This is a genomic window from Polynucleobacter sp. MWH-UH23A (assembly GCF_040409805.1).
Lineage (GTDB): Bacteria > Pseudomonadota > Gammaproteobacteria > Burkholderiales > Burkholderiaceae > Polynucleobacter.
The window spans coordinates 1279601-1292676 of record NZ_CP099572.1 but is presented as its reverse complement, the minus strand read 5'-3'; the positions used below and the strand labels follow the sequence as shown (position 1 = coordinate 1292676).

General features: G+C 45.5%; 12 protein-coding genes and 1 tRNA gene. 11 read left to right on the top strand and 2 right to left on the bottom strand.

All coding sequences use genetic code 11. From position 1 onward, the window contains the following. The first annotated feature begins 6 nt into the window (after nt 1–6). The 4 genes from NHB35_RS06745 (at nt 7) to NHB35_RS06730 (ending at nt 5507) form a co-directional block, all read left to right on the top strand. Nucleotides 7–1167, top strand: coding sequence for an ATP phosphoribosyltransferase regulatory subunit (locus NHB35_RS06745; protein ID WP_353431615.1), 1161 nt, complete (start codon nt 7–9; stop codon nt 1165–1167). A 120-nt stretch (nt 1168–1287) separates the two neighbouring features. After that, complete coding sequence (locus NHB35_RS06740) at nt 1288–2628, top strand: adenylosuccinate synthase (protein ID WP_353431614.1); 1341 nt, start codon at nt 1288–1290, stop codon at nt 2626–2628. Between the two features lie 84 nt (nt 2629–2712). Then, nucleotides 2713–4929 carry a malate synthase G gene (locus NHB35_RS06735; RefSeq protein WP_353431613.1) on the top strand — a complete coding sequence of 739 codons (2217 nt, stop codon included), beginning with the start codon at nt 2713–2715 and terminating at the stop codon, nt 4927–4929. 74 nt (nt 4930–5003) lie between these two features. After that, entirely contained in the window at nt 5004–5507 is a 504-nt protein-coding gene (locus tag NHB35_RS06730) for a hypothetical protein (RefSeq protein WP_353431612.1), read from the top strand. Here the strand turns inward: NHB35_RS06730 and NHB35_RS06725 are convergent. Further along, a complete protein-coding gene (locus NHB35_RS06725) occupies nt 5494–6009 on the bottom strand; it encodes a hypothetical protein (protein ID WP_353431611.1) in 516 nt (171 codons plus the stop codon). The genes NHB35_RS06730 and NHB35_RS06725 overlap by 14 nt on opposite strands. 68 nt (nt 6010–6077) lie before the next feature. On the opposite strand from NHB35_RS06725, the gene NHB35_RS06720 reads away from it, so the two are divergent. From NHB35_RS06720 to NHB35_RS06705, 4 genes are read left to right on the top strand one after another with little or no spacing between them, the layout of a single operon-like run. Further along, the gene (locus NHB35_RS06720; protein ID WP_353431610.1) at nt 6078–7310 is read left to right on the top strand and encodes an MFS transporter; all 1233 of its coding nucleotides are present in this window, start codon (nt 6078–6080) and stop codon (nt 7308–7310) included. Between the two features lie 9 nt (nt 7311–7319). After that, nucleotides 7320–8006, top strand: coding sequence for a dienelactone hydrolase family protein (locus NHB35_RS06715; protein ID WP_353431609.1), 687 nt, complete (start codon nt 7320–7322; stop codon nt 8004–8006). Nucleotides 8007–8033: 27 nt separating this feature from the next. After that, entirely contained in the window at nt 8034–8819 is a 786-nt protein-coding gene (locus NHB35_RS06710; protein WP_353431608.1) for a hypothetical protein, read from the top strand. A gap of 41 nt (nt 8820–8860) precedes the next feature. After that, entirely contained in the window at nt 8861–9358 is a 498-nt protein-coding gene (locus NHB35_RS06705; protein WP_353431607.1) for a hypothetical protein, read from the top strand. 61 nt (nt 9359–9419) lie between these two features. Here NHB35_RS06705 and NHB35_RS06700 read toward each other — a convergent pair. Next, nucleotides 9420–9506, bottom strand: a tRNA-Leu gene (locus NHB35_RS06700). Between the two features lie 155 nt (nt 9507–9661). Between NHB35_RS06700 and rnr the strand changes: the two genes are divergently transcribed. The 3 genes from rnr to NHB35_RS06685 are packed head-to-tail and all read left to right on the top strand — an operon-like array spanning nt 9662 to nt 13048. Next, nucleotides 9662–12046, top strand: a complete 2385-nt coding sequence (gene rnr, locus NHB35_RS06695) for a ribonuclease R (RefSeq protein WP_353431606.1) — start codon at nt 9662–9664, stop codon at nt 12044–12046. 23 nt (nt 12047–12069) lie between these two features. After that, nucleotides 12070–12834: a 23S rRNA (guanosine(2251)-2'-O)-methyltransferase RlmB gene (gene rlmB, locus NHB35_RS06690; protein ID WP_353431605.1), complete on the top strand. Its 765-nt coding sequence runs from the start codon at nt 12070–12072 to the stop codon at nt 12832–12834. 28 nt (nt 12835–12862) lie between these two features. Further along, a complete protein-coding gene (locus tag NHB35_RS06685) occupies nt 12863–13048 on the top strand; it encodes a DUF2892 domain-containing protein (protein WP_353431604.1) in 186 nt (61 codons plus the stop codon). Nucleotides 13049–13076: the final 28 nt, after the last annotated feature.

Here is a 13076-nt window from a genome sequence, read left to right as displayed (position 1 = left end):
CACGTCATGAATCGTTGGTTACTTCCTGAAGATATTGCAGATGTTTTGCCAGCCCAGGCTCGTAAAGTAGAGTCATTGCGCCGCTCCATTTTGGATCTCTATCAATCCTATGGCTATGAACTTGTGGCGCCTCCCATTTTGGAGTTCTTAGATTCATTATTGACAGGCACTGGTTCCGATCTCAATCTGCAAACCTTCAAGTTGGTAGATCAACTTTCTGGTCGTACCTTGGGCTTGCGTGCTGATATCACGCCACAGGTAGCGCGGATTGATGCACACTTATTAAATCGCGCAGGGGTCACTCGTCTTTGTTACGCAGGCTCTGTGGCGCATGCTCGCACCCCGGTCGGGAGCTCTTCACGTGAGCAGTTGCAGTTAGGAGCAGAGATTTATGGTTGCGCTAGCTGGGAGGCTGACTTTGAAGCGATTACTTTGCTTCTAAAAACCCTAGATGTTGCAGGATTGAAGAAGGTCTATTTAGATCTATCGCATGCAGGCATTTTGACTGGCATCTTAGCCGACCAAAAACTCGATAAGGGCACCGTTGAATCTTTGTATGACTTGTTGCAAAGTAAAGATTGCCCTCGTTTGCGTCAATGGGCTACATGCTTACCAGCCAAGGTGGCAGATGCATTGCTAGCATTAACTGAACTCAATGGTCCGTGTGCAGAAGTATTGGCTAAGGCAAAGAAAGTATTGCCAAAACACGCTGCTATAGATCAGGCCATAGCAGATTTAGAGCGCATCGTTGCTACCAGCAAGGCTAATAGCGATCTTGAACTCAGTATTGACTTGGCTGATTTGCGTGGCTATCAGTACCACAGTGGAGTGATGTTCGCAGCGTATGTTGATAGGTTGCCACAGCCGATTGCTAGGGGCGGTCGCTATGATCAAGTAGGTCAAGCATTTGGCCGTGCACGTCCTGCAACTGGTTTCTCATTGGACTTGCTGACCTTGGCTAGCTTGTCGCCACTCACTGTTCGCAAGACAGCTATTTTGGCGCCATGGGTCCAAGATGCCGCTTTAGAAAAGGCAATTACTGATCTGCGTAATCGTGGTGAGGTTGTTATTCAGGTGCTCGCCGATGAATCTGTTGAGGCAGCTGAATATGAATGCGATCGAGAGTTGGTAAAGCAGGCTAGCTCTTGGGAAGTAAAGAAGAAATAAAGCAGAAAAAAGCAGAAAAAAGCAGAAAAAAGCAGAAACAAACGCGAAGCAAAGAAAAAGCGATCAACTCAACAGAATTTTTACTTTTAACCTATTTTGTAATTATCTTTTGGATTAAATATGTCTTCAAAGCAGCAAGCACAAGGTCGTAACGTCGTTGTCATCGGCACTCAGTGGGGTGATGAGGGCAAAGGTAAAGTGGTCGATTGGTTGACTGACCATGCGCAAGCAGTAGTGCGTTTTCAGGGTGGCCACAATGCAGGCCATACCTTAATCATTGGTGACAAGAAAACTATTTTGCGCTTGATTCCATCTGGAATCATGCATAAGGATGTTATTTGCTATATCGGTAATGGTGTTGTGCTTTCACCAGAAGCGCTATTTAAAGAGATTGGTGAGCTCGAAGCAGCTGGTTTAAATGTCCAGTCGCGTTTGAAAATTTCTGAGGCGACAACCTTGATTCTGCCGTATCACGTGGCGATTGATCATGCTCGTGAGAAAAAGCGTGGCGAGGCTAAGATTGGCACTACCGGTCGTGGCATTGGCCCTGCATACGAAGATAAGGTGGCGCGCCGTGCCTTACGTGTTCAAGATCTGTTCTATCCAGACAAGTTTGCTGCGCAATTGCGTGAAAACTTGGAGTATCACAATTTCATGCTGACCAATTACTATGGAGCAGAGCCTGTTAATTATGAAAAGACACTTGCTGAAGCGATGTCTTATGCAGAGCGCCTCAAACCGATGGTAGTGGATGTTTCTAGTGCTTTGTATGCCGCTGAACAAGCTGGTCAAAATCTTTTGTTTGAAGGCGCGCAGGGTACCTTGCTCGATATTGATCACGGTACTTATCCATATGTGACTTCTAGTAACTGTGTGGCAGGTAATGCGGCAGCGGGATCTGGCGTTGGCCCAGATTCATTGCAATACATTTTGGGCATCACCAAGGCGTATTGCACTCGTGTTGGTGCAGGTCCTTTCCCAAGTGAGTTGTATGACCATGACAATCCAGCAAGACAGGATCCAATTGGCATTCGTCTTGCCGAAGTGGGTAAGGAGTTTGGCTCTGTAACAGGTCGTCCACGCCGTACAGGTTGGCTAGATGCTGCAGCTCTAAAGCGCTCGATTCAGATTAATGGCCTGTCTGGCTTGTGTATCACCAAATTAGATGTGCTCGATGGCCTTGAAACTATTCGTTTATGTGTTGGCTACACCTTAGATGGTAAGAAGTTAGATGTATTGCCACGTGGCGCGGAATCAGTAGCTCGTTGCGAGCCTATTTACGAAGATTTCCCAGGCTGGAAGGGTACAACTTTTGGTATACGCGAGTGGGGCAAGTTGCCGGTTGAGGCTCAAAACTTCCTACGTCGCATTGAAGAGGTGGCTGGAAAGCCGATTGCCATGGTCTCTACAGGCCCAGAGCGTGATGAAACCATCTTGCTCCAGCATCCTTTTCAGGATTGATGGAAAATAATCGTTTTCCATCAATTATTTGAGCATTTTTCTTTTTAATTATTTAACTTTTGGCATACCAACTAAGGTTTAAACATGACTGCGCGTACTACCTGCAATAGCCTTCAAGTGGCAACTCCTTTATATCGTTTTATCGAAGACAAAGTGCTTCCTGGAACTGGCATTAAGAGTGCTGACTTTTGGAAAGGTTTTGATGAGATCGTTAAAGACCTCACCCCTAAAAATGAAGCTTTGTTAGCTAAGCGTGACCGCATTCAGTTGGATTTGGATAAATGGCATCAAGCCAATCGTGGCCCGATCAAAGATATGCCTGCCTATCGCAAATTCTTAAAAGAGATTGGCTACCTTGATGAGGTTCCAGGTAAAGTTGCTGGCACAACCAAGAACGTAGATGATGAATTAGCGCTACAAGCAGGTCCTCAATTGGTTGTTCCTGTACTCAATGCACGTTATGCCTTGAATGCTGCTAATGCACGTTGGGGTTCTTTGTATGATGCCTTGTACGGTACAGACGTCATCTCTGAAGATGATGGTGCCACTAAAGCAGGAGCATACAACCCGATTCGTGGTGCAAAGGTAGTTGCTTATGCTCGTAATTTCTTGGATCAAGCAGCGCCTTTGGCAAAAGGCTCACATCGTGATTCAGTAGCGTATACAGTAGATGGCAATAAGTTGTCTGTGAAGCTCAAGGATGGCTCTACTACTGGCCTTGTAGATGAGAAGCAGTTTGTGGGCTATCAAGGTGATGCCGCAGCTCCTAGCTCTGTCCTCTTGCGCAATAACGGTGTCCACATTGATATCGAGATTGACAAGAGCAAAACCATTGGCGCAGGAGATCCTGCAGGCATTAATGATGTTGTGCTTGAAGCAGCTTTGTCCACGATTTTGGACTTGGAGGACTCTATTGCCGCAGTAGATGCTGACGATAAAGTGCTCGCCTATGAAAATTGGCTTGGTATTTTGAAGGGTACCTTGGTTGAGGAAGTTAGCAAAGGTGGCAAAACCTTTACGCGTGCCTTAAATCCAGACCGTCAGTACAAGGCTGGTGTTGGTGCAGTAAATGCCAATGATGGTATTGTGACTTTGCATGGCCGTTCACTCCTGTTCCTTCGTAACGTTGGTCACTTGATGACTAACCCAGCGATTTTGACTGGTGAAGGTAAAGAGATTTATGAAGGTATTTTGGATGCGGTAGTAACAGTATTAATCGCGCTCTATGACATTAATCGTCCTGCGACTCAAGCCATCGGCAATACCCGTAAAGGTTCTGTTTACATTGTTAAGCCAAAAATGCATAGCCCCGAAGAAGTGGCTTTTGCTGCTGAACTCTTTGGTCGCGTAGAGAAGTTGTTGGGCTTGCCAGCAGATACCGTAAAACTAGGCATCATGGACGAAGAGCGTCGCATGAGTGCGAATATCAAAGCAGCTATTGCAGCAGCTGGTGCGCGAGTAGCCTTTATTAATACTGGCTTTTTGGATCGTACTGGCGATGAGATGCATACCTCTATGTACGCTGGCCCTATGATCCGTAAAGGCGATATGAAAACCAGCAAATGGTTGTCTGCCTACGAGCGTCGTAATGTATTCGCTGGCTTGGATTGTGGTTTACGTGGTCGCGCTCAAATCGGTAAGGGTATGTGGGCAATGCCAGACATGATGAAAGCAATGGTTGAGCAGAAAATTGTTCATCCAAAAGCAGGTGCCAATACTGCTTGGGTTCCATCACCAACAGCGGCAACTTTGCATGCACTCCACTACCACCAAGTAAACGTGGCTGAGCTCCAAAAAGAAATGGAAAAGCTCGATACAGCTGCTGAAGCAGAGGCCTTGTTGAATGACTTGTTAACCATTCCAGTGGCAGAGCAAGCCAATTGGTCTAAGGAAGAGATTCAGCAAGAGTTGGATAACAACTGCCAAGGTATTTTGGGTTATGTGGTTCGCTGGATTGACCAAGGCGTTGGTTGCTCTAAGGTTCCAGATATTCATAACGTTGGCTTGATGGAAGACCGTGCAACATTGCGTATCTCCAGTCAGCATATCGCTAACTGGTTATTGCATGGCATTGTCACTGAGGACCAAGTGAATGAAACATTGCAGCGTATGGCTAAGGTAGTTGACGGTCAAAACGCAGGTGATCCGCTATACAAGCCTATGATGCCTAATTACAAAGATTCTTATGCTTATAAGGCAGCTAGCGATCTGATTTTTAAAGGTCTTGAGCAGCCAAATGGTTACACAGAGCCGCTCTTGCACGCTTGGCGCTTGGAAGTAAAAAAAGCACAAGCGAAGTAATCTCGATTCGTTTGTAAATGAAATGGATTTGTCGAGAGGCAAATCCATTTTTTATTGTGCAGAGCTGTTAGAAAATGTTTAGCTTTCTCAATCCATTCACGCGATTTCAGCGTTCATATCCAGTCTATCCATTGATACTGCATGATGGTGGGAGAGAAGCGGCTGGTTTTAAAGGTGGGGTAGGTGACTGCGTAGTCAGGTCAATCGCAATTGCAGCCAAACTTCCCTATCTGCAAGTCTATGAAGACTTGCGTCAAGCAAATGCGAGCTATGCGCTTGAGCGGGATAACAAGGTATCAAGATATCTTGCCCGCAAAGGGTCTTCTCCGCGCAATGGCAATCATCGGGATGTTTTCCATGATTACATACTTAGCCTGGGCTTTGAGTGGGTGCCAACCATGAAAGTAGGGGCGGGCTGCCAAGTGCACCTAAGGCCTAATGAGTTGCCTGCTGGCACATTGATCGTCAAAGTATCAAAGCATCTGACTGCCGTGATAGATGGTGTGATCTATGACACGCACGATCCATCCAGAGGGGGTAAGCGCTGTGTGTATGGTTACTACATTAAGAGTCGCTAAATGTGGTGCGGCCGTATTTAAGATTCCAGGCTGATTTATACGTATTGGTCATACCAATCATGACTGAAGTGGTCCAAGCCAAAGAAAATAGGCCAGTAAAAGCGATAAAGAAAGCCAATGCTTTCCAGCCTGGTGGCAGTATGTCCGATATAAAGCCCACTGTGGTGTAGCAACTTCCTGCGAACAGTAAGGCCTGTATTGGGTCATCTACAAGATTCAGTATTAATAGATAAAAACACCACAATACAATTTCCAAAATATGTACTATTGCGATAAATAAAAACGTGGCGTAAAAATGGGCGAATACGCGGTTATATTGACCATGCTCGAGGTTGATATCCGTTTTCTTTTCAAAGCGCATTATGAGGTGGTTGATGCCGCTGCCGTGAAACACCAAGACAATCGTCATACCCAGAACACCAAATAAAGTATCTCTGAACAGGGGGATTAAAGGGAGCCCCATGATTGTCGAGTCGACAATCGGTGGAGAGAGGAGTGACATAGGCGACCCTGCAAGTATTGGTATCAAGGGGGATAATGGCATATTGACCAATTCCTGTAAAGCAAACCTTGAAACAGCCGCCCCCTTTATTTGAATCCCCAAAGCGTGAGCGTTTTTTTCTCTTTGCACTCGCCGGAATTCAGTTCACTCATATCTTGGACTTCATGATCATGATGCCCTTAGGGCCTCAGTTCATTACGGCGCTATCGATTAACACTCACGAGTTTGGTCTATTGCTCTCTTCGTATACATTCGCAGCTGCGATAGCGGGAGTATTTGCCACCTATTACATTGATCGCTTTGAGAGAAGGCAGCTACTACTACGCTTATATGTCTGCTTTATTGTGGCAACAGTCGCTTGTGCGTTTGCGCCAAACTATCACATGTTATTTATTGCGCGTGCTTGTGCTGGCGCATTTGGAGGGATATTAGGTTCTTTTGTGCAAACAATTGTTGCTGACTCTATTCCGTTTGAGAGAAGAGGTAAAGCACTTGGAACGGTAATGGCCGCCTTCTCGGTATCAACCGTTGCTGGAGTACCTTTGAGTTTATTTCTGGCAAACCATATCTCCTTTTTAGGCTGGCGTGCGCCATTCCTATTCATTGGCATTATTTCTATTGCGATTTTGTTTATTGCCTATCGCAATATTCCCAAGATTGCTGGCCACCTCAGTCATATCAACGAGGGGAATCGTTTTAGGCAAATCTATGAGATTGCCATTGCTCATCACCATGCACGTGCATTTCTATTTATGGGCTTGATCATGATTACTGGTTTCTCGGTGATTCCCTATATCGCTTTGTACCTCACCTCAAATGTGGGCGTTGCTAATTCCTATATTTCTTTAATTTATTTATGTGGTGGAATCGCTACCTTAATGAGCTCAAGATTGATCGGTCATATGGCTGATAAATATGGCAAGGTTAAGGTGTTTAGAGTGTTGGCCATCATTAGTCTGATTCCATTAATTGTCACCACTAATTTAGTTCCTGTACCCTTATGGATCGTTTTAATTAATTCCACCTCATTTTTCATCTTGATATCTGGACGTATGATTCCTGCAATGGCCATCGTTAGTCAATTGGTGGAACCCAAAATTCGTGGAACTTTTATGAGCTTAGTGGGTTCTACCCAGATGCTTGCCTCGGGTCTTGCATCTGTTCTAGCGGGTTTGGTGGTGACAATCACCCCTGATGGCAAGATGGAGCATTACAACCTAGTAGGCTATGGTGCCGCAGTCTGCGGTTTATTAACTTATTGGCTGGTAGGATATATACATTCTGATTCAAAAAAAGCATAAGGAGACAAAATGATTGAGTACAAAAGGCCTGATGGTAATTCCGTTCAAGGTTATTTGGTGGAGCCTACTCAGCCACATGGCACTCCTGGAGTTGTTGTGATTCAAGAGTGGTGGGGTCTGGATGATGAGGTGAAGTCTGTAGCAGATCGTTTGGCAAATGCAGGCTATCGCGCACTTGTTCCGGATCTGTATCGTGGTAAGCTCGCATTAGAAGCCAAAGAAGCCGAGCACTTGATGGGCGATCTTAATTTTGGCGATGCTGCAGGACAGGATATTCGCGGAGCAGTGCAGTATCTTAAGGCTACTGGCAGCTCTAAAGTTGCAGTGACCGGATTTTGTATGGGTGGAGCACTCACTGTATTGTCTGCATGTAATGTGCCCGAGCTTGATGGAACAGTTGTTTGGTATGGCTACCCTCCACTAGAGTATGTAGATGCAAAGGCAATTACTAAACCCATGATGGCACACTGGGCTACGCATGATGATTTCTTTGCGATATCTGGAGTTGATCAACTGGATGCAAAGCTCAATGATGCGGGTGTTGCACATGAGTTTTATCGTTACGATGCCAAACATGCCTTTGCCAACCCAAAATCAGATTCTCGAGGTTTGCCACCATTGCAGTACAACGCAGAAGCCGCCAAATTAGCATGGGATAGAACGCTTGCTTTTCTAAAAAGCAACCTTAATCGTTGACCTGAATTAATTCATACTGGATTACTAATGCTCTTTAATTGGATTTATAAACGTAGCAATGCCCAGATTCTGATTTTGCTGGTCTGTTTCTTTGTGGTTTTGTTGGATGTTGCTCCTAGGCTCCTGCAATCGATTCCCGCATTAGCACCGTCGCAAGATAGTACACGTTTAGGGTTGAGCCTGTTTGGATCCATTATCACTTTAAGTGGGCTGCTAATTGGTTTTCTCTTAAATCAAGCGCAAATGAATTTGCGTGAAGTGCAATCCTTGGTGTCTCAAGAAGCTGGTCGGATTAATAATTTAGATCGCTTGTTAACCCGCTATGGAGATCCGGCAGTGGCGGTAATTCGTAAAGAGCTGTTTGAATACATGAACTCAATCGTAGTTGATGAGTGGCCAAATTTAGAAAAGGGCCAAGGTAGTAGTAAGACGCACATGCTTTGGCGTGGCATTTCTCGCAAAATTATGTCACTTGAGCCTGTGAGTAATCGTCAAATTGCGATGTATACCGACATCATTAAAAAGTCAGAAGAGGTGGCAGAAAGCAGGGAGGCCCGCATAGAACGATCTAGCATTCGCTTGCCTGGTTTATTTTGGATTGTGATTTTGATCTGTATATTTTCATTGTTAGGCATTAACACTTTATTTTTACCATCAGAATCCTTTTTCTTTGGCTTAAAGATCTTACCTGTGACATTGGGGGCTTTGATTTCCTTGTTGGTTATTACAGATCAGCCTTTCAAGGGGCAAAGCGCTGTTCAGCCAGATGCGTTTCATAAGATTATTGATTCGATCAAAACCCGTACCGAATAAAATTTACCAACCAAGTCATACATTGATCGAATCTACCCGTCATGCATCTCTTTTCTGAAAATCTCGCTGTTGAAGTTTCTAACTATTACCGCAATATTGTTTTGGGTCATGGAGCCACACCCAAGGTGTTTACTATGGTTAACAGTGATGGCGATCAGTATTTATTCTTTATTGATGATTTACAGATGGAACGCGCAGACGAGGATCAGTTCTTGGCCTACATCGTTAAAGAGCATGATGCAGTTACCTATGCCAGGGGAACTTTGGTTATTGTTGAGAAGAATCAGCAATTTATTGAGTTTGCAGTGATTGACCGAGACGATGAACAGGCAATTGTTTGTTCTGCTGAGCTAACTCGCGATATGGAGGATAAGCCCATTGGCCTTAGTGAGTTTGAAAAGACCCTGGTTAAACGAGATTCGATTGTTTTTGGTCATCTCTATGACCCTATAAAACTCTCAGAGGAAAAAATCGAGGATTTTGAAAGCCTTTGGGAGGAGATGAAGCCCAAAATTCTTCATAGGACCATGGGGCTCTAAGGGGTCTTGAAAAGGCGATAATCGTCCCCATTTTGGAATGTATGAAGTCGTTTGAGGTGTTTGGTGCCCAGGAAGGGACTCGAACCCCCACAACCTTACGATCGCCAGCACCTGAAGCTGGTGCGTCTACCAATTTCGCCACCTGGGCATTCCACCATTATAGAGGGGCGGTCATTTTAGGTTTCCCCCTTACCCATTTTGGCTTTTTCCCTTCGGACTCAGTGGTTTGATACAGTAGCCTTATTCATAACAATAATAGATATCAGTAGATATAAATAAGGCAAAGATTGCCAAAGGAATTAAATGCGTAAAGCAAAAGACTTGATGCCTCGACAGGCGGATCGCTTAGGAACGATTCAAGGGCACCGAGATGGGTTTGGATTTGTGATCCCCGATGATGGTGGCGAAGATATTTTTCTCTCAGAACGAGAAATGTCTCGCGTCATGCATGGTGATCGAGTCAATGTCAGAGTCATAGGAACGGATCGACGTGGTCGCCCAGAAGGGCAGATCGTTGAAGTGATTCAACACGTCAACAAAGTCGTTATTGGACGACTCTTAAATGAAAACGGTGTCCTAATAGTTGCGCCAGAGGATAAACGTATTGGTCACGATATCTTGATTCCGCCTAAAGGTCAGGGTCAAGCTAAGTTAGGCCAAGTAGTTAGTGTCGAGATTATTGATTACCCAGATAGTTATCGCCAAGCAGTAGGTCGTGTTGTAGAGGTGTTGGGCGAGATCGACGATCCTGGCATGGAGATTGAGATCGCAGTGCGGAAGTACGGCGTTCCCCATGAGTTCTCTGCTGCTGCCATGAAGGAAGCTGCAGCCTTGCCAGACAGTGTGCGTCAAGAGGACCTAGAGGGTCGTGTCGATTTACGCGATGTCCCATTAGTCACAATTGACGGCGCTGATGCCAGAGACTTTGATGACGCCGTCTACTGCGAGCCGGTGGTATACGGCAAGACAAAAGCATGGCGCCTGATTGTGGCCATTGCTGATGTGTCTCATTACGTTAAACCTGGTCAACCTTTGGATGACGAAGGTTTATTACGTGCCACCTCGGTGTATTTTCCAAGACGCGTCATTCCGATGTTGCCTGAGAAGATTTCTAATGGTTTATGTTCACTAAATCCTGGTGTGGATCGCCTCTGTATGGTGTGCGATTCTGTGGTGGATAACAATGGCGTTGTCTTGGCTTATCAATTCTATCCAGCGGTAATGCATTCGGCGCAACGTTTCACTTATGACACTGTCTGGGAGATTCTCTCAAATAGTCGGGGCCCTGAAGCTGCGCGATTTGCACAATTCAGGCCGTTATTAACGAATCTGTATTCATTATTTAAGATTCTCCTAGCTGCTCGCGAGAGGCGGGGTGCTATTGAGTTTGAAACAACTGAAACCCAAATCATTAGCAATGAGCTTGGGAAGATATTGCGGATTGAGCCACGTATTCGAAATGATGCACACCGCTTAATTGAAGAATGCATGCTGACAGCGAACGTCTGTGCTGCAGATTTCATTGAAAAGAATAAACATCTGAGCCTCTATCGTGTTCATGGTGAGCCATCCGAAGAGAAGTTGATGACTCTACGTCAAGTGCTGAGAACCTCTGGATTGTCATTGGGTGGCGGTGAAAAACCCAAGCCAAGGGATTTTGCAAAGTTAATGCGGGAGATTAAAGATCGCCCTGACGCCAATATGTTGCAGTCTGTTGTATTGCGATCTATGCAGCAGGCGATGTACCAGCCAGACAATGAAGGACACTTTGGCTTGGCATACCCTGCTTACTCTCATTTTACGAGTCCGATTCGCCGCTATCCTGATTTGCTAACCCATCGTGTAATTAAGTCCATCCTGCAGAAAAAGCCTTATGTGCCAGTCCTGCCACCAAAAGTGCCTCTGAACTTAACCTTGCCACGAAAGGGTAAAGGCAGGGAGAATGCAGTCAATGCCAAAAAATCCCAAAGTGATGCCAAGTCGAGCGCAGTAAAGGGTGCAAAGGTTCCAAAAGGCGCAAATGCCGCTCTACCGATTTGGGGTCAGTTAGGAGTGCACTGCTCATCGAATGAACGTCGTGCCGATGAAGCCTCTCGTGACGTTGAGGCATGGCTGAAGTGTTACTACATGCGAGACCATCTAGGTCAAGAATACGCTGGCACGGTAACGAGTGTTGCCAGCTTTGGTTTGTTTGTTCAGCTAGAGAATCTCTTTGTTGAAGGAATGGTGCATGTCACGGAGTTGGGTGGCGATTATTTCCAATATGATGAAGCGCGCCAAGAGCTGCGTGGTGAACGTACTGGCATTCGTTATCGTTTAGGTGATCGAGTACATGTATTGGTTAGCAGGGTAGATTTAGACGCTCGCAAGATTGAATTTAGCTTGGTAAAAGCATCGAGTGCTGACTCTGGTGGCGCGTCCGGCCGTCGTCAAATGATGTTGGCTACTGATGCGGGTAGACCAAGCAAAAAAGCCGCCTCTAGCAAGAGTAGGCCATCTCATAAAACGCCGCAAAAGTCAGGTGGCATCAATGTCAACGCTGCAAAATCTGCAGGCACATTGAGTACGACACAATCAAAAAGCAAGGCCAGTCGTAAGAATGCTAAGGGTGGCAAGCCTAGTAGGTCTGCGGGTAAAGCTGCTGGTTCCAAGCCGCCAGTGCGCAATACTAGAGCTAGACGAAAATAAAGCAATTAAAAGACGAAGCAAATATGAAACAAATATTAGTGGGATTTCATGCGGTGCAAGCGCGTTTACGCGTTGATCCCGATAGTTTGAAGTCGGTGTATTTTGATTCTGGTCGTCGTGATCGACGCATGGGAGATTTTTTAAAGCAGGCCGAAGAAATTTTAGGCGAGCGTTTGCATGCAGCGGATGCTGAGCGCCTCCATAAGCTAACTGGCCATGATCGTCACCAAGGCGTTGTTGCTTTGGCAGAAAAAATGACCATGGCTAGAACGATTACCGAAGTCGTTGAAGATGTCGAAGAGACTAAAGAAAAGCCTTTATTTCTTGTATTGGATGGGGTAACTGATCCACATAATTTTGGAGCTTGTCTTCGAGTTGCAGACGGCGCAGGTGTCAATGCAGTCGTTGTTCCTAAAGATCGTTCTGCCTCAATTAATGCTACGGTGAGTAAAGTCTCTAGCGGCGCATCTGAAGTAATGCCAGTGATTACCGTTACTAACCTTGTGCGCAGTATGAAAGAAATGCAAGAAGCGGGTGTGTGGCTAATTGGAACTGATGATGAAGCTAAAAAATCAATTTATGAAATCGATTTGACAGGCTCGGTTGCTATTGTGATGGGTGCGGAAGGTGAGGGGATGCGACGCCTGACTCGGGAGACTTGTGATGAACTAGTGTGCATACCAATGCAAGGAGTAGTGTCGAGTTTGAATGTATCAGTAGCAAGTGGCGTATGCTTATATGAAGCACTTAGACAGCGTCAGACTAAAGCGGCAAAGCAAGCTAAGTAAGTAATTAACAAGACACAAGGAGCTTTATATGAAATGCAATATAGGTCACACCGATCGTGTTCTTCGTATGACTGTTGGCGTCACGCTAATGGGTTTAGCAGGCTTCGGAATTACTGGGCCGTGGGCTTGGGTCGGAATTCTCCCCTTATTAACGGGCATACTTGGCTACTGTGGCGCCTATAGCTTGTTAGGTATCAATACGGCAAATAAGTAGATATTTTTATGGGGCTTTCCACTAAAGG